Below are 18,247 nucleotides of genomic sequence, written 5' to 3' on the forward strand. Positions count from 1 at the left end.
TCCCAGCCCATCCCACTACATGAACTTCCGTCCCGCCACCCAGATGCCGTTGATGACCGGCAGCCCGTCCACCACGCGCACCCGCAGCAAATCCGCCCGCAGGCCGGCCTCGACGCGGCCACGATCCTCAAATCCCAACACCGCCGCCGGCCGGCTGCTCACCATCGCCACGGCGTCGTGCATCGCCATCCCACGCGCCGCCAGGATAAACGCTGCCTGCAGCATGCTGGCAGGCACATAGTCCGACGTCAGGATATCCAGCAGCCCCTCGTCGGCCAGCGCCGCGGCGCTGACATTGCCCGAATGGGAGCCGCCTAGCACGATATTGGGCGCGCCCATGACGATCTGCATGCCCAGTTCGCGGGCATGGCGCGCCGCCTCGAAGGTGGTGGGAAATTCGCTGATGGCGATGCGGTCCGCATGGGCCCGGTCCACGTCGCTCACCGTGGTGTCGTCGTGGCTGGCCATGGGAATGCCATGCGCCCTGGCCGCTTCGGCGATCCAGATACGGGCCGGCCCGACATGTTGCTCCTGGGACTCCCGGCGGCCCGCAATATAGACCTCCCATTCTTCATCGTTCCAAACTTGGCCGTTCTTCTTTTTGCGGAAGGCCCGATAGATATCGAGATTGTGCCACTGCCCCTGGCCGGGCGTGTGGTCCATCATGCTGACCAGCCGCAGCGCCGGATTGTCCATATGTCGCCTGGCCAGGTCGAGCAGGCCGGCGTCGGACAATTCGCAACGGAAGTGGAAATAGTGATCGGCCTTGAGCACGCCCGCGGCCTTGGCCTGGTTCACCGCGCCGATCGCCGCTTCCAGCATCGCGGTGCGCGCTCCCTGGCTGTCGTAATCGCCCATCGATAGCGAATCCAGCACCGTGGTAATGCCCGCTCCCAGCACCTGCCAGTCATGCGCCAGCACCGCCGCCACCGGCGCGGGCCAGCGCACTGCGGGGCGCGGATTGAGATGGTGCTCAATGTTGTCGGTGTGCAGGTCGATGATCCCCGGCAGCAGGTAATCGCCGTCGAAATCCAGCACCTCGCCCGTCCTGCCGTCGCCTTCCGCGACCGCCGTGATCGTGCTGCCCTCGATAGTCACCGATCCGCTCATGGTGCGATCGGCCAGCACGATGCGGGCATTGCTGAGTGTCTGCGACATAGGGATGAATCGATCCGGCTGGTTTGTTGCTGCGCGATTAGGTGGCATTGATGACGGTGCGATGACGGGCGATGGCTGGCAAGAACTGAACCTGTCACAAATCAGGCTAGGCCGAGTCGAAAAGGCGGGTTCGCGAGAACCGGACCGGAGCGTACTTCGGTACGTGAGGACCGGAAGCGCAGAGAACCCGCCTTTGCAGGCCGGCATCGCCTGATTGGTGATAGGTTCAGCGATCAATCACGTCCTGGCGCATCTCACTCGGCGTAATTCCATACGCATTGCGAAAATGCTCGTAGAACTGCGTCAGCGAGCTGAAGCCCGACTGAAACGCGATATTGGACACCGACAGGTTTCCCTCGAACAGCAGCGAGCGGGCGCGGATCAGGCGCATCCGCACCACGAATTTCTGCACCGAGATATGCATCACCTTGGCGAACAGGTTGGTGGCGTAATTGGGATGCAGGCCCACCACGTCGGCGATGGATTGCGCCGTCAACGGGTCGGTCAGGTTCTCCACGATATGGCGCACCATGCGCACCACATAGCGCACCGGGGCGGCGGTGCGGGTGCGGGCGCTGGAATTTTCGATCCAGGCCGGCAGCAGCAGGTCCCAGCCGGTCAAGGCGGCGCGGCGGAACATGGCGGCAATTTCAGTCTTGACGATATCGGTGCGCAAGCTGTTGCCGCTGCGATAGTCGCCATGCCAGCGATCGAGCGTATCGATCCCGATACTTTCGGGCCGCAGTTGCACCACGCCGCCCCCCATCAGGGTTTCGGTGAGCAAGCCCAGTTGCGGCATGTCCAGAAAGGCATCCACCGGCAGGTAGATATTGACCTGCCGTCCCCTTCCGGTCTCGGGGCTCAGCGCCACCGTCTGGTGCGGAATGCCAGCCCAGAATGCCACCAGCCGGTCCGATCCCACCGTCACCGGGCGGCCATCGACCAGATAGTCCATCGTGCCGGCGGTCAGCCAGTTGAACTCGATATGGCCATGGCTGTGTGGCTCCGCCATGAGTTGGGGCGGAAACGAGCGCACCCCGAAACGGCCAAAGGCGCGCCCCGACGCGTAGAATTTACGATCGGGGCGCGGGGTGGGGCGAGGGGCCTTGCCACGGCCGATGCGAACGAGGTCGCCCGCCGCGTTCAACTCATCCATACAAGAGCGTTCATATCTTTGAATCCCGGAATAAGTCTCTAACAAACCGGATTGTTTGCGCGCTGGCAAGGGGTAAGGATTTTATCTCAAGCACGGACCTACGGCCGAAGAGTTTCATTCGGCGCGGCGATCAACGCCGTTCCGCTGCTATGGGAGGAATGATGAGAAAACATGCAATTGCCCTTGGCGGGGCAGGCTTGCTGCTGGGCGTTTCCCTGATCGCAGCCATGGCGCAATCAGCGCCCACCACGCCACCAGATCCGCCGCAGTTTGCGGCCCAAAGCGCTCCAATCCTTGTCGGCATCAAGGATATTCTCGAATTCAAGGCGCTTCCCGAATACCATGAGCCCGAATGGGTGACCAAGTTCGTCACCGCCGGGAAGCTTCCGCCGGTTGCCGAGCGCCTTCCCAAGGAACCGATGGTCTACAAGACCGCCAACATGCCTGACGGCATCGGCGTCTATGGCGACGTGATGCGCCATGTCATTGGCGGGCGTCCCGAAGGCTGGAACTATATCGGCGGCCAGTCCCAGGGCTGGGGCGGCATCGATATCGGCCTGTCCGAATGCTTGACGCGCACTGGCCCCCTGTTCGAGGTCAAAGCCGACGAACTTGAGCCGCTGCCAAACTTGGCCAAGAGCTGGGAATGGTCTGAAGACGGCCACACCTTGACCATGCACCTGATCGAAGGCGCCAAGTGGTCCGACGGCGTCGCGTTCAACGCCGATGACGTGATGTTCTACTGGAACGACAACGTCAACGATCCCAACGTCACCCCGCTCAACGGCGCCACCCCCGAAACCTTCGGTGTCGGCACCACCCTCGAGAAGGTCGACGACTATACCATCAAGTGGACCTTCAAGGAGGTCAAGCCGACGCAGTACCTCTATGCCATGGCCTACGGTACCTTCTGCCCGGGTCCCGCTCATATCCTTAAGCCCCAGCATCCCAAGTACAATACGGCTAACACGTACGATCAGTACAAGAACGCCTTCCCGCCCGAATTCATGAACATGCCGGTGATGGGCGCCTGGGTGCCGGTCGAATATCGTCCCGACGACATCATCGTCATGCGCCGTAACCCCTACTACTGGAAGGTCGACGAGAACGGCAACCAGTTGCCCTATCTCGACGAACTCGAGTATCGCCTGTCGACCTGGGCGGATCGCGACGTGCAGGCCGTGGCCGGCTCGGGCGATTTCTCGAACCTGGAACAGGCCGAAGGCTATGTCGAGGCGCTCAAGCGCTCCGCCGAACCGACTGCTCCGGCCCGTCTGCAGTTTGGTGCCCGCACCATCGGCTATGTGTTGCAGGTGAACTACTCGGCCAATGGTTGGGGTGAGCCCGATACCCGCGGCCAGGCGGTGCGCGAGCTCAACCGCAATCTCGACTTCCGCAAGGCCGTGAGCATGGCTCTCGACCGGCAGCGTCTCGGCGACTCGCTGGTGCGCGGCCCGTTCACCGCCATCTATCCGGGTGGCCTCTATGCCGGCACCTCGTTCTACGACAAGGCGTCGACCGTCTATTACCCCTACGATATCGCCGCAGCCAATGCGCTGCTCGATAGCGCTGGGCTGAAGGACACCGACGGCGACGGCATCCGCAACTTCCCGGCTGACCAGGCCGGCGGAGCCAATGTGGAAATCACCCTGCTCGCCAATACGGACTATGGCACCGACACCAACCTTGCCGAAGGCGTCATCGCCCAGATGGCTCCGCTTGGCCTGCGCGTCATTGCCAACTTCCAGACCGGTACGGCCCGCGACGACATGGCTGAATCTGGCAAGTGGGATTGGGCCGTGGCCCGTCAGACCGCCGAAATCGTGACCGTGGTCCAATCGACCTCGGCTCTGGCTCCGGTCGGTCCGCGCACCAACGCCTTCCACCGCGCTGGTACGGACGGCACGCTTGACTTGCTCCCGTTCGAACAGGACCTGGTCAATGACGTGAACAGCTTCATCGCCACCTCGGACAATGCCGAACGCACCGAGATCATGAAGCGGTTCCAGCACACCTATACTGACAACGTCTATACCATTGGTTTGACGCAGTATCCCGGTGCGCTGATCATCAACAAGCGCTTCTCCAATATCCCGGTGGGCGCGCCGATCTTCCAGTTCAACTGGGCTGAGGACAACATCATCCGCGAACGCGTCTACGTTGCGGCTGACAAGCAGAGCACCAACGAGCTCTTCCCCGATACGCTCCCGGGCGCTCCGGGTTCGGCGGGTCCGATCACTGCGAACTGATGACGAACAGGCAGGGGGCCTTTGGTCCCCTGCTCCTTACCAGAAGGGCCCGAGATGCTCCGTTTTCTCGCTATTCGCATCCTCAGCGCCATCCCCTTGCTGCTGTTGCTCAGTGTCGTGACCTTCGCCATCATCCAGGCCCCGCCTGGCGATTATGGCGACTATATCCGCTCGATGCTGGTCAATCAGGGCGGTGCCTCGCCCGAACAGGCGGAAATCCAGGCCGAAGCCTATCGTCAGGCCAACGGTCTCAACGATCCCATGGTCGTGCAGTATTTCCACTGGCTCGGCGGCATCGTTACCCGCTTCGATTTCGGCCATTCGCTCTATTACAACAAGCCCGTCGGCACCGTGGTGACCGAACGGCTGCCCGCCACCATCGCGCTGGCGCTGACCTGTCACATTCTGGCCTCCGTGCTCGGCATCGGCCTGGGCATCGTCGCCGCCACCCGCCAGTATTCCTGGGTCGATACCATGCTGGGCGTGGTCTCGTTCCTCGGCATGACCATCCCGCGCTTCCTGCTCGCGATCATCATTCTCTACGTCCTGGTGTTCAAACTGAACGTGCAGGAGGTGGGCATGTTCTTCTCGGCCAAGTACGGCGGGGCGCCCTGGAGCTGGGACAAGTTCGTCAACCTGCTCTACCATGTGTGGCCGGTGATCTTTATCGCCACCTTCGGCGGGCTGGCCTACAATATGCGCGTCATGCGGGCCAATCTGCTCGACGTGCTCAACGCCCAATATGTCGAAACCGCGCGCGCCAAGGGGCTGCCCGAAAGCGCCGTGATCCTCAAGCATGCCGTGCCCAATGCGCTGCATCCCCTCATCGCCTATCAGGGCGTTGTGCTGCCCTATATGCTGAGCGGCGAAATTGAAGTTGCCGTGGTGTTTGGCCTTGCCACCGTCGGTCCCGCCATTGTCGGCTCGATGGGTGTCGGCGACGTCTACGTCACCGCCACCTTCATGCTGGTGCTGGCCGCGACGCTGATCGTGGGCAATATCATTGCCGACCTGCTGCTGGCGCTGATCGATCCACGCATTCGCCTCGGGGGAGATGCCTGATGGTCGACGATATCAACACCCGCTCCTCCATTCCGCTCCCCACCGATGCCGGCACCGCCATGCCGACCCCGGCCGAGGAAGCGCCACCCAAGGCCGGCCGCTTCATCACCGGCAACGAAGGCTATGCCACGCTGGTCTGGCGCCGTTTCCGCCGGTCCATCATGGGCATGATCGGCCTGACGCTCGTCACCCTGCTGCTCGTGGTGTCGATCTTCGCCGATTTCTTCGCGCCTATGGATCCCAATCGTGCCGAACTGCCCTTCGCTCCGCCCGATGTGATCGCGTTCCAGACGCCGCAGGACACGTTCAGCCTCATCCCCTACGTCTATCCGATCGGCGATAGCGGCGAGTTCGATCCGATCACCTTCCAGCCCATCAGCGGCATCGACAAGACCAACCCGACGCCCACGAGCCTGTTCGTCTCGGGCAACGCCTACAAAATCCTGTGGTTCATTCCGTCCAATATCCATTTCTTCGGTTCGACCGATGGCCGTCCGATCCATCTTCTGGGCACCGACAAGTTCGGCCGCGATATCCTGTCGCGCGGCATCGTCGGCTCGCGCATTTCCCTGATGATCGCGCTGGCAGTGGTCGCGCTGACCACCGTCGTCGGCACGCTGGTCGGCATCACTTCGGGCTATCTCGGGGGCCGCACCGATGCCTGGGTGCAGCGCTTCGTGGAATTCGTGCTCGCCTTTCCACAATTGCCGCTCTATCTGGCCCTGACTTCGCTCATTCCGGTGACGGCGCCGTCCAATATCTTTCTGAGCTTCGTCATCGCCGTCATGGCGGTGCTGGGCTGGGCGCAACTGAGCCGGGAAGTGCGCTCCAAGACCCTAGCACTGGCCCGCATCGAATATGTGCGCGCCGCCATTGCTGTGGGTTCGTCCGATATCCGCATCATCACCCGCCATATCCTGCCCAACGTGCTCAGCCACATCATCGTGGCGGTCACCCTGGCGATCCCCAGCGTGGTACTGCTCGAAAGCTTCCTCGGGTTCCTCGGCTTTGCCGTCAAACCGCCGCTGATTTCCTGGGGCCTGATGCTGCAGGATACCGGCACCTTCTCGGTGATCGGCTCCTATCCGTGGATTCTGTCGCCAGTTATTTTCGTGCTGATCACCGTCTTCGCCTTCAACGCGCTGGGCGACGGCCTGCGCGATGCCATCGATCCGTATTGAGTAGGGCAAGACCATGACCGACACCAACTTGCCTGTTTCCAACACCCGCCACGACCTGGGCAGCCATGGCCGCGAGCTGATCCTCGACGCCCGCAATATCGCCGTCGATTTCAAGGTCGAGGGGGGCATCGTGCACGCCGTGCGCGACGTTTCCTTCCAGCTCCACAAGGGCGAAACCATTGCCCTGGTCGGCGAAAGCGGTTCCGGCAAATCGGTCACCGCCCGCGCCCTGATGAAGCTCCTCACCAAGCGGGCCACCATCGCGCCGCAGACCCAGATCACCCTGTCCGGTCAGGACATCGTCAAGATGGGTGACAACGAGATGCGCAAGCTGCGCGGCAACGATATCGCCATGATCTTCCAGGAGCCGATGAGCTCGCTGAACCCGGTCTACACCATCGGCCAGCAGATCTGCGAGGTGATCCATCTCCACAACAAGATGAACCGCCGCCAGGCCATGGAAAAGGCTCGCGACCTCCTCGAGGAAGTACAGATTCCCGATCCCGGCGCCCGTCTGATGCAATATCCGCATCAGCTTTCGGGCGGCCAGCGCCAGCGCGTCATGATCGCCATGGCCCTCGCCAACCGCCCAGACGTGTTGATCGCCGACGAACCCACCACCGCGCTCGACGTGACCGTGCAGGCGCAAATTCTCAACCTGATCAAGGACCTCAAGGACAAATACGGCATGGCGGTGATCCTGATCACCCATGACCTGACCGTGGTCCGCCAGTTCAGCGAATACGTCTACGTCATGCAGAACGGCCGCGTGCAGGAGCACAATGCCACCGAAGCTTTGTTTGCCAATCCCACCCATGCCTATACCAAGCACCTGCTGGCTTCCGAGCCCAAGGGGACTGCCAATCCGCTCGGCGATATGAGCCAGACCATGCTCGAAGGCAAGAACGTCAAGGTCGCCTTCACGCTCAAGCGCGGTGGCTTCTTCAAGCCTGATTTCTTCGAACTGCGCGCCGTCGACAATCTCGATATCAAACTGCAGCGCCATGAAACACTGGGTATCGTCGGCGAGTCAGGCTCGGGCAAAACCACCTTCGGCCAGGCCCTGATCCGCCTCATCAACAACCAGGGCGGCGAAATCTACTTCGATGGCGAGCGCATCGATAACAAGGACCGCCAGCAGATGCGGCCTCTACGCTCTCGCATGCAGATCGTGTTCCAGGACCCGTTCTCGTCGCTCAACCCCCGCATGTCGATCCGCCAGATCATCGAGGAAGGGCTGATCGTCAACAATATCGGCGCCAACCGTACCGAGCGCGGGGACCGTGTTCGCCAGGCGCTACACGATAGCGGCATGCCCGATACCATCCTCAACCGCTTTCCGCATGAATTCTCCGGTGGCCAGCGCCAGCGCATCGCCATCGCCCGGGCCATTGCGCTCGAGCCCGAATTCATCTTGCTCGACGAGCCCACCTCGGCGCTCGATCTCTCCGTGCAAGCCCAGATCATCGACCTGCTGCGCAAGCTGCAGGATGAAAAAGGCCTCAGCTACCTCTTCATCTCGCATGACCTCAAGGTCGTCCGAGCCCTCTGTCACCGCGTCATGGTCATGCAAAACGGCAAAATCGTCGAGCAGGGCCCAGTGTCCGAAGTCCTCACCAATCCGCAAACCGATTATACAAAGCGCCTTGTCCGCGCTGCGTTTGAAATAGCCGCCTAGGAGCATTTTATGGCAAATCCCAAGATTACCTTTATCGGCGCCGGCTCGGCCGTGTTCATGAAGAACATTGTCGGCGATATCCTGCAGCGCCCGGCATTAGCCGGCGCCACCATCCGTCTGATGGACATCAATCCGACCCGCCTGGAAGAAAGCGAAGTCATCGCCCGCAAGCTGATCGCCACGCTTGGCGTTTCGGCCCAGGTCGAGACCTATTCCAACCAGCGCCAGGCCCTCGACGGCACCAATTTCGTCGTCGTCTGCTTCCAGATCGGCGGCTACGAGCCCTCGACCGTGATCGATTTTGACGTGCCGAAAAAGTACAACCTGCGCCAGACCATCGCCGACACCTTAGGCGTCGGCGGCATCATGCGCGGCCTGCGCACCGTTCCGCATCTGTGGAGCATCTGCGAAGACATGCTGCAGGTCGCCCCCGAGGCGGTCATGCTGCAATACGTCAACCCGATGGCCATCAACACCTGGGCCATTGCCGAAAAATACCCCACCATCAAGCAGGTTGGCCTCTGCCATTCGGTGCAGGGCACGGCCATGGAACTGGCCCACGATCTGGACATCCCCTACGAGGAAATCCGCTATCGCTCGGCCGGCATCAACCACATGGCCTTCTATCTCAAGTTCGAGCACCGCGAGGCCGATGGTTCCTACCGTGATCTCTATCCTGATCTCTTGGCTGCCTATGCCTCGGGCAAAGCGCCGAAGGCCAGCAAGTGGAACCCGCGCCAGAACAACAAGGTGCGCTATGAAATGCTCACCCGCCTGGGCTATTTCGTCACCGAAAGCTCCGAGCACTTTGCCGAATACACCCCCTATTTCATCAAGGAAGGCCGCGAGGACCTGATCGAAAAGTTCGGCGTTCCGCTCGATGAATACCCCAAGCGCTGCATCGAGCAGATCGCGCGTTGGAAGAAGACCTCCGAGGACTATCGCAACGCCGATCGCATCGAAGTCGCGCAATCCAAGGAATATGCTTCCTCCATCGTCAACTCGGTCTGGACCGGCGAGCCTTCGGTGATTTACGGCAACGTCCGCAACAATGGCGTCATCACCTCGCTGCCCAATAACGCCGCCGTCGAAGTGCCCTGCCTCGTCGATGCCTCGGGCATCCAGCCCACCTTCATCGGCGACCTGCCGCCCCAGCTCACGGCATTGATCCGCACCAATATCAATGTGCAGGAACTGACCGTCGCCGCGCTGATGACCGAAAACCGCGAGCACATCTACCACGCCGCGATGATGGACCCCCACACCGCCGCCGAACTCGATCTCGACCAGATCTGGAACCTGGTCGACGATCTCCTCATCGCCCACGGCACCATGCTGCCCGAATGGGCCCGCCTCTCCCGCAAGCAGCAGGTCGCTTAAGCGACTTTGGACTAGTCCTCCCTGTTTGCACAACGGCCCCGATGCGAAAGCACCGGGGCCGATTTGGTTTTTGGGGGACTGCGCCACGCCCTCGTGGTTCGAGGCGCCAAGCGGCCCACCTCACCATGAGGGCTACTGTGGGTTGGGCTACTTGGAAGTCGTGTCTCTCGGAGAGCTCATGGTGAGGTGCGAGCTCTTGCGAGCCTCGAACCACGAGGTCGGGCACTCAATGCCCCAACATCCCCTCCACCGTCTGCACCACCAACAGCACCGCAAACACCCCCAGGGCCACAGAGGTCACTCGCTCCACCCGCGCCGACGTCAACAACCCCCGCGACGACCTCTCCGCTACCATCCCCAAGCTCATCCACCCGATCGCCGTAACCGCCACCAAAACCGCGAACACACCCCAAATACGGCACCCTCGCCCCAAACCCGACCTGCGGAAAAATCGCAAACGCGAACACCAATCCCTTGGGGTTGATCAACGTCGTCGCGAACACCCGCGATAGGGTAATTCCGCGCTGTTTCAGATCGACCCGCCCCGCCGCGCTCCACAGCTTCCACCCCGACCAAACCAGAAATGCCGCTGCAATGAACTTGGCAATCACCGGCACCATCGGCTGGCTCGTCGCCACCGCACCAACGACTTCGGTCCAAAATGTGATGGCAATCAAATAGCCGCCCAGTTCACCTGCCAAAAACGGCAGCGATCTCACCAACCCACGACTGGCGCCCGCGGCGGCCATCAACGTATTGGTCGGCCCCGGCACCGCGAGCAGCGCCAGCACCGCGAGGATAAACGGCACAAACTCGTTCACCCCATCTCCTGAACGGCTTCAAGAAATTCAGCATGCTGCATCGCCTGGCTCGCCGCCGCGCGATATTCCTTCACCAGCGAATTGAACGTCTCTTGCGCAAAGCGCTTGAGCTTAGGATCGCGATCCATCTCCCGCCGCGCCACATCCTGGTTCAACAAGCCAAGCCCGCTCAGCACCGGATAATGCAACTGCGTCTCGATATGCGGTAACCCCCCGAGATAATTGGGAAAATCCTCATGCCGCGGCATCTGGGTCTGCCACCGCGCCAGCCGCTCCCTGGCCTCCGGATGAATGCGGTTGGCCTTCACCTCCCGCCAAAACGGCGTGTCGTCCCGCTCGGTGACGTAATGCGTGTTCACGAAAGTGCGGAAATCATCCACCTGCCGCCCCACCCGCGCATTGTAATCCGCCCTATCCTTGTCGGTTATCTCTTTGGGATCTTTCATGAAATGCTGCGCGAACAGCATCATCTGCACGATAGTCCCATGAATAGACGTCGACTCCAGCGGCTCCAGAAAGCTCGAACTCAGCCCCACCCCGATGCAATTGCCGATCCACGCATTCTCCAGCCGCCCGATCTGGAATTTGATATCGCTCCGCACCTCGATCTCATGCCCCAGCACAAGCTCCACCTCGCGCTTGGCCTCCTCCGGCGTCGAGAATTCATCGGAATACACATAGCCGCAGCCAAAGCGCGTGCGGGTTGGAATTTGCCACATCCAGCCTGACGATTGCGCCCAAGCCCTTGTATAATTAGGTAATTCTTCGCCCGGCTTGATATCGATCCAGAACGGCAACGCCCGATTGACCGGCAATTCATGCGCATAGGACTTCCATGGCGCCTTGAGTTCCTTAACGATGATCTGCTTGCGAAACCCCGTCGCATCGATGAAAAAATCGCCCTCGAACCGCTGATTGTCGTCCAGCACCAGCGCCGTGATCAGCCCGCTCTCCGCATCCCGCTCGACGCTCGCCACAGTCGCATCGACGATGTCTACATGCTTGGATTTGCTGGCAAAAAACTTCCCCACCAGCGCCTGGTCGAAATGATAGGCATGGTGAAACGGCCCCAACGGGATCAGCGATCCATCGGCCTTGCGCGCATACGGCGCCTTCTTCTGCTCCAGCAACGGCTGGAACAGATGCATCTCCTGCACCGCCCTTCCGGCCGCCACCGCATAGACATTGAGATAATCCGACGGTGCACCCGCCGGCGCCTGGATCACCTGATGCGGATCATCGATCGGCCCGTAATAGGTAAAACCCTTGCGCCGCCAGTCTTCGTGGCGAATGCCCAGCTTGAAACTGGCATCGGTCTTGCGGAAAAACTCGAACTCATCGATCTTGAAATGCTTGAGCAACACCCGGAATGCCGCGGTAGTCGCCTCGCCAACGCCGACGGTGGGAATCTTCGATGACTCCACCACCGAAATCTTCGCGTTCAGCCCCTTCCGCCGCGCCTCATCCTGAATGATGAACGCCGCGATCCAGCCGGCGGTGCCACCGCCCACAATGACGAAATGCGCAGGTTTTTCCATGCGTTATGTTCTCCCCACGACACTCTAAAACCAAGCCGGGCGCCCCACAAGGGACGCCCGGTTCGGGAGGTGTTCTTTTGTCGAGAGAGGCTTAGTGATGCCCGCCTGTCATCTCACGCAGCTCTTCCACCGAGCGGACGCGCTTGCGGGCGGCGCCTTCCCAATCACTGGTCTTGACCGTCGATTTGGCCATGCGCTCCTTGGCGGCGGGCACGGCGTCGGCATATTGCGGCAGCCATTGGGACTGCGCCACGACCATCTCGTCGACCATGGCCCACACCTCGTCCGGCGTGCAGATGGCGCCGACCAGCGGATCATGCAGCACGGCGAGCTTGAGCGTATCCAGATTGCCGGTCATCGCCGCTTCCACCGAAAGGCGCTGCACCGAAACCGATACCGAACAGGTCGCGGCGCAGGCGGTCGGTAGCGTGATGCCCTCGATCATGTTGATGCCGAAACGATCGACATAGCCGGGGCTTTCGATGATCGCGTCGTCGGGCAGGTTGGTAATTATCCCACTGTTTCTGCGGTTGAAATGACCGCGATAGGCCCGCCCGGTTTCCATCGCCTCGATGATGTAGCTGGCGTGTTCGGTGGTCCGCTTATGCTCCGAAAGCGGCTTGTTGGCCTGCTCCTTGAACATCGGGAAATCGGTTTCGAACCAGTTGCGGCGCTCGGTCGAGTGGCGCAGATAACCGCCGGTTTCGCCATGGATCCAGTCGCTCATATCGATCCAGCGATTGATCTCGTTCGGCCGCTTGCGATACCAGGGCAGGTATTCGCTGAGGTGCCCGTTGCTCTCGGTGGAATAGACCCCGAAGCGCTTCAGCACGTCGATGCGCACCTTCTCCTGCTTGGAATAAACCGGGTGCCGCTCGAAGCCAGCGATCAGCTCATCTGCCTCGATCTTGCGGCCCTTGGCGCGGATATCGATGTACCAGGTCTGGTGGTTGATGCCGGCGCAGACATAGTCGAGCTCGCTATCGTCAACGCCCAGAACCTGCGCGATCTGATGCGCGCCATGCTGTACGCCATGGCAAAGGCCAACCACATTGACGCCGCCATATTGCTCGGCCGCCCAAGTGTTCATCGCCATCGGGTTGGCATAATTGAGGAACAGCGCGCCCGGCTCGGCCACTTCGCGGATGTCCTTGCAGAAATCCAGGATCACCGGAATGTTGCGCTGGCCATAGAGAATGCCGCCCGCGCAGATGGTGTCACCCACGCACTGGTCAACGCCATATCGCAACGGAATCTTGATGTCGGTCGCGAACGCCTCAAGCCCCCCCACCCGCACGCAGCTCATGATGTAACGAGCACCCGTAATGGCGGCCCGGCGATCGGTGGTCGCGGTCACCTTGGCGGGTAATTTGTTGACAGACACGATCATGTCGATGATCTGCTTGGCCATGTCCAGATTGGCCGGATTGATGTCGGTCAGCGCGAATTCGCAATCGACGAATTCGGGGACCTTGAGCAGGTCCGAGATCAGCGTTTTGGTAAAGCCGATCGAGCCAGCGCCGATGACGGTAACTTTGAAGGTCATCAATCTCTCCCTGCCGCGTTGCGGCTAATTTCTCTGCTTCCCTGTCTAGCCGCATGGGTCGGATCGGTGTAGAGAAAACTTATGCGCAGGCGGGTAATTTTGTGCTCGATGATCTGATTGCTTATGGCCACAAATTGCGGGTGCTGGCGCTGCCCAAAAGCCAAGTGCCGCTGCACGCCATGGCGATCAGCGCCGGCTACGAGCAGCGCGTCAACGAGGTCTATTCCTGGGATGGTTTGCAGCGCGGCACCGCGCCGTTCCTCGTGTTGCAGCACACCATAGCGGGGCAGGGCAGGCTGGATTATGCAGGCACCCAACACCGCCTGACACCGGGCCAGACCATGGTGCTGTCACTGCCGCATGCCCATCGCTACTGGCTCGAACGCGGGCAAAGCTGGGAGTATTTCTGGATCGTCCTCCATGGCCGCGAAGCCCTGCGCATCGCCCGTGAGGTGATCGACGCGGCCGGGCCCGTGCTGGCCTTGCCCGAGCCGGTAATCGATCGCATGGCCGATGCCTGCCTGGCACTGATCGACAAGCCTGGGATTTTGCCCGGCGAGGCCTCAAGCGCCGCCTATGCTGCCATTGTGGCGCTTCATGACGGGGTGTTTTCCACCAATACCGAGCCGCGGCCGGCTCTGCCGCCGGCCCTCACGCGGGCCGTGGCCTATGTCGATGCCAATCTGGCTGGGGCCATCAATGTGGACCGCATGGCGGCCGTGGCGCAGATGAGCCGCGCCCATTTCGTGCGGCAGTTTTCGACGGCCTTGGGCTCTTCTCCATCGGTTTTTGTCTTCGAGCGGCGGCTGGAGCGGGTCGAGCGCCTGCTGCTGGCTACCGATATGAGCGTGGTCGCCATCGCCGCGGCGGCCGGCTTCGCCAATGCCAATTACCTCGCCAAGGCGTTCCGACGTAAACACGCTCTGGCGCCGCTGGAATACCGCATCGCGATGCGCTCGGCGGTTGGCGCTTAGGCTCTTGCCCCGCGTCCCCTCCCGGTGCACTATTGACTGGCGTACCTCAAATCACGCCCCGCCCGACAAAAAACTGTCACATCGTCAATAATTGCGTCCGTTCCCCGGAAGCGGCGACATGGCCATCGAGCGGCGAACCCCATTTCGAACATCCCCAAAGGGAGCCCATTATGGAATACCGCAAACTCGGCCCGAGCGGCGCGATCGTGACCAATTATGCCCTGGGCACGATGACCTTCGGCCATGAGGCCGACGAGGCCATGTCGGGCCAGTTGATGAATGATTATGTCGCCGCCGGCGGAAATTTCATCGATACCGCCAACGTCTACAATGCCGGCGTTTCCGAGGAAATCATCGGCCGCTGGCTCAAGGCCCACAAGAGCGAGGCCGAGCAGCTCGTCATCGCCACCAAGGCACGTTTCCCCATGGGCACCGGTCCCAATGACATCGGAACCTCGCGACGCCACCTCGGCAAGGCGCTGGACGATAGCCTGCGCCGCTTGCAGGTCGAGCAGATCGACCTATATCAAATGCACGCCTGGGACGCGCTGACCCCGCTGGAAGAAACCCTGCGTTTCCTCGACGACAGCGTGCGCAATGGCAAGATTGCCTATTATGGCTTCTCCAACTTCCTCGGCTGGCAACTGACCAAGGCGGTGTGGATGGCCAAAGCCAATGGCTATACGGCGCCGGTGACCCTGCAGCCGCAATACAATCTGCTGATGCGCGATATCGAGCACGAAATCGTGCCGGCGGTGCTAGACGCGGGCATGGGGCTGATGCCTTGGTCGCCGCTCGGCGGCGGTTGGCTCAGCGGCAAGTATCAGCGCGACGTAGCACCGACCGGCGCCACGCGTCTGGGCGAAAATCCCAAGCGCGGCATGGAGGCCTTCGACAAGCGCAATGCCCGTGAACAGACTTGGCAGGTCGTCGAGGCTCTAGCGGCCATTGCCAAAGAGCGCAATGTCAGCTCCGCCCAGATCGCGCTGGCCTGGGTCGCCGCACAGCCCGCCGTCACCTCGGTTCTTCTCGGTGCCCGGACGCGCGAACAACTGGCCGATAATCTGGCCGCGACGTCCCTGGCGTTAACCGCCGGCGAACTCGCCACGCTCGACGCAGTGAGCAAGCCCGATATGTCCGAATATCCGTACGGCACCGGCGGCATCAACCAGCGCCACCGCAAGATCGAAGGCGGACGGTAGGTCACGCAAACGGTTGGGAACTGTCTACCCCACCCACCGGCTGTCACCCCGGCGCAGGCCGGGGCCCATCCCGAGAACTCACCTCAGCCGCAAGGTCGCTATATCAGTACCGCGATCTGGCGGCGCATAGACCAAACTCAAGGTTGGCCCCGGCCAGCGCCGGGGTGACACCGAGTTTGGGGCGGGAAGTGGTGGGTTGATCCGCCCTTCCCATCCCCCCATTCCGCCGCTACCGTCACCCCATCTTCCGCCAGCCCATCGGACCCGCGTGGCCTTCACCCTGCGTCAGCTGCAATACTTCGTCGCCGTCTGCGAAACCCAGACGGTGTCGGGCGCAGCTCATGTCATTTCCGTTTCGCAATCTGCCGTCACCGACGCCATCAAGGACCTCGAGCACGATCTCGGCGTGAACCTGTTCGAGCGCCATCGACGCGGCTTGACCATGACCAACAAGGGCCAGCAATTCTATCGCCACGCCACCCGCATTCTCTCCAGCGTCTCCGACGCTCGCCACAGCTTCTCCGACGAGGTGCCAGCCGAGGCCAGCTCGCTGCATCTGGGCGTCACCTCGCTGGTCGCCGGCTATATCCTCTCGGACCTGCTCGCCCGCTATCGCCGGGCCCAGCCTTCGGTCAATGTCACCGCCATAGAGGACAATGGCGATTATCTCGAACACCTGCTGATCGGCGGCAAACTCGATGTAGCCGTCATGGTTATCTCCAACATGCGTGACCGTGTTGCTTTGCAGGCCGAGATTTTCGAGACTTCCCCCTATCGCCTGTGGCTGCCGCTGGGCCATCGGCTGGCCGGGGCCGAAATCATTGAGATCAACGACATCGCCAAGGAACCGCTGATCATGTTGACGGTCGACGAAACCGAGGAAAATACCGGCAAGCTGCTCTCGGCCTTGGGCGCCCGTCCGCAAGTGGCGTTTCGCACACGATCCGTGGAAGCGGTGCGCAGTCTCGTCGCCACCGGGGCAGGGGTCGCCATCCTGCCCGACCTGATCTATCGGCCCTGGTCGCTGGAAGGGGATCGCATCGAAAGCCGCGATATTGCCGGGGTTCTGCCGGTGGTCCAAGTCGGCATGGTCTGGCGCAAGGGCTCGGCCCTACCGCGCGCGGCGCGCGATTTCATCTTCATGGCTCAGGCGCATCATTCCCGCCAGCGGCAGTAAATAAGGTATCGGTTTTTCCGATATGAGGCTTCGTCACAAAAGATTTGCGAAAGTTAACGCGGCGTCTAAGCTCTTGTGTCAGGGAGCCATGCGCTCCGCGCCCGCTCCCGAGCGCGACCGGCCTTCAAGGCCGGCTCGGTTCGTTCAGGAACAGGGAGATTGCGATGAAATCGATACTGCGGACAGGTACGGCGCTCTCGATGGTAGTGCTGTTCACCGGCCAGTTGATGGCTCAGGATATGCTGACGACGCTCGGCACCAACGAGGGCGAGCTCAATATCGTCGCCTGGCCGGGCTATATCGAGCGCGGCGAAAGCGACCCCGGCTATGACTGGGTCTCCGGCTTCGAAAAGGCCAGCGGCTGCAAGGTCAACGTCAAGACTGCCGCCACCTCCGACGAAATGGTCACGCTGATGAATGGCGGCGGCTTCGATCTCGTCACGGCCTCGGGCGATGCTTCCTTGCGCCTGGTGGCCGGCAAGAAGGTCGTGCCCGTTAATACCGACCTGATCCCGAGCTTCAAAACCGTCGACGAGCGCCTGCAGAACGCGCCCTGGTACACTGTCGATGGCCAGCATTATGGCGTGCCCTATCAATGGGGACCCAACGTCCTCATGTACAACACCACCACCTTCCCTACCGCCCCGACCAGCTGGAACGTCGTCTTCGAAAAGATGGACCTGCCCGACGGCAAGACCAATGAGGGGCGCGTGCAGGCCTATGACGGCCCGATCTACATCGCCGACGCCGCCAATTACCTGATGACCGCCAAGCCCGAACTCGGCATCAAGGATCCCTACCAGCTCAACGAAACCCAATACACCGCCGCGCTCGACCTGTTGAAGGGCCAACGCGCTCTGGTCGGCCGCTACTGGCATGACGCGGCCGTCCAGGTCGACGATTTCATGAATGAGGGCGTCGTCGCCTCGGGCTCTTGGCCGTTCCAGGTCAATACGCTGATCGCCTCAAAGCAGCCAGTGGCCTCCACCATTCCGGCTGAAGGCGCCACCGGTTGGGCCGACACCACCATGCTCGCGGCTGACGCAGCGCATCCCAATTGCGCCTATGCGTGGATGGAGCACTCGCTCGACCCGAAAGTACAGGGCGACGTCGCCGCTTGGTTCG

General features: G+C 61.5%; 14 protein-coding genes. 9 read left to right on the forward strand and 5 right to left on the reverse strand.

Annotated features, from left to right (window positions below; translation table 11 throughout):
- Positions 1-15: 15 nt before the first annotated feature.
- Both JWP26_RS00830 and JWP26_RS00835 read right to left on the reverse strand, forming a co-directional pair.
- The gene (locus tag JWP26_RS00830) at positions 16-1,158 is read right to left on the reverse strand and encodes an alpha-D-ribose 1-methylphosphonate 5-triphosphate diphosphatase (RefSeq protein WP_299722029.1); all 1,143 of its coding nucleotides are present in this window, start codon (positions 1,156-1,158) and stop codon (positions 16-18) included.
- 226 nt (positions 1,159-1,384) lie between these two features.
- Positions 1,385-2,314: a helix-turn-helix domain-containing protein gene (locus tag JWP26_RS00835; RefSeq protein ID WP_299722032.1), complete on the reverse strand. Its 930-nt coding sequence runs from the start codon at positions 2,312-2,314 to the stop codon at positions 1,385-1,387.
- Between the two features lie 161 nt (positions 2,315-2,475).
- Between JWP26_RS00835 and JWP26_RS00840 the strand changes: the two genes are divergently transcribed.
- From JWP26_RS00840 to JWP26_RS00860, 5 genes are read left to right on the forward strand one after another with little or no spacing between them, the layout of a single operon-like run.
- Positions 2,476-4,563: an ABC transporter substrate-binding protein gene (locus JWP26_RS00840; protein WP_299722035.1), complete on the forward strand. Its 2,088-nt coding sequence runs from the start codon at positions 2,476-2,478 to the stop codon at positions 4,561-4,563.
- A 54-nt stretch (positions 4,564-4,617) separates the two neighbouring features.
- The gene (locus JWP26_RS00845) at positions 4,618-5,625 is read left to right on the forward strand and encodes an ABC transporter permease (RefSeq protein ID WP_299722038.1); all 1,008 of its coding nucleotides are present in this window, start codon (positions 4,618-4,620) and stop codon (positions 5,623-5,625) included.
- Positions 5,626-5,684: 59 nt separating this feature from the next.
- Entirely contained in the window at positions 5,685-6,806 is a 1,122-nt protein-coding gene (locus JWP26_RS00850) for an ABC transporter permease (RefSeq protein ID WP_299722073.1), read from the forward strand.
- Positions 6,807-6,819: 13 nt separating this feature from the next.
- Positions 6,820-8,484 (forward strand): ABC transporter ATP-binding protein, encoded by a 1,665-nt coding sequence (locus JWP26_RS00855; RefSeq protein ID WP_299722041.1) that lies wholly within the window; start codon positions 6,820-6,822, stop codon positions 8,482-8,484.
- Positions 8,485-8,493: 9 nt separating this feature from the next.
- On the forward strand, positions 8,494-9,864 hold the full coding sequence (locus JWP26_RS00860) for an alpha-glucosidase/alpha-galactosidase (protein WP_299722044.1): 1,371 nt from the start codon (positions 8,494-8,496) through the stop codon (positions 9,862-9,864).
- Positions 9,865-10,040: 176 nt separating this feature from the next.
- Here JWP26_RS00860 and JWP26_RS00865 read toward each other — a convergent pair whose 3' ends face one another.
- The 3 genes from JWP26_RS00865 to JWP26_RS00875 all read right to left on the reverse strand — a co-directional run bounded on the left by JWP26_RS00865 (position 10,041) and on the right by JWP26_RS00875 (position 13,769).
- Positions 10,041-10,685, reverse strand: a complete 645-nt coding sequence (locus tag JWP26_RS00865; protein ID WP_299722047.1) for a LysE family transporter — start codon at positions 10,683-10,685, stop codon at positions 10,041-10,043.
- Entirely contained in the window at positions 10,682-12,223 is a 1,542-nt protein-coding gene (locus tag JWP26_RS00870; protein ID WP_299722050.1) for a tryptophan halogenase family protein, read from the reverse strand. Before JWP26_RS00870 ends, JWP26_RS00865 begins: the two co-directional genes overlap by 4 nt.
- Positions 12,224-12,314: 91 nt before the next feature.
- Complete coding sequence (locus JWP26_RS00875) at positions 12,315-13,769, reverse strand: alpha-glucosidase/alpha-galactosidase (protein WP_299722053.1); 1,455 nt, start codon at positions 13,767-13,769, stop codon at positions 12,315-12,317.
- 101 nt (positions 13,770-13,870) lie between these two features.
- Here JWP26_RS00875 and JWP26_RS00880 point away from each other — a divergent pair, with 101 nt between their 5' ends.
- The 4 genes from JWP26_RS00880 to JWP26_RS00895 all read left to right on the forward strand — a co-directional run.
- Positions 13,871-14,743, forward strand: coding sequence for an AraC family transcriptional regulator (locus JWP26_RS00880; protein WP_299722056.1), 873 nt, complete (start codon positions 13,871-13,873; stop codon positions 14,741-14,743).
- Positions 14,744-14,913: 170 nt separating this feature from the next.
- The gene (locus JWP26_RS00885; protein WP_299722059.1) at positions 14,914-15,945 is read left to right on the forward strand and encodes an aldo/keto reductase; all 1,032 of its coding nucleotides are present in this window, start codon (positions 14,914-14,916) and stop codon (positions 15,943-15,945) included.
- 268 nt (positions 15,946-16,213) lie between these two features.
- On the forward strand, positions 16,214-17,122 hold the full coding sequence (locus tag JWP26_RS00890; protein ID WP_299722062.1) for a LysR family transcriptional regulator: 909 nt from the start codon (positions 16,214-16,216) through the stop codon (positions 17,120-17,122).
- A 164-nt stretch (positions 17,123-17,286) separates the two neighbouring features.
- Positions 17,287-18,247, forward strand: a 961-nt coding sequence (locus tag JWP26_RS00895; protein ID WP_299722065.1) for an ABC transporter substrate-binding protein, incomplete at its 3' end; no start/stop codon positions are given.

This window comes from Devosia sp. (assembly GCF_028290435.1).
Classification (GTDB): Bacteria; Pseudomonadota; Alphaproteobacteria; order Rhizobiales; family Devosiaceae; genus Devosia.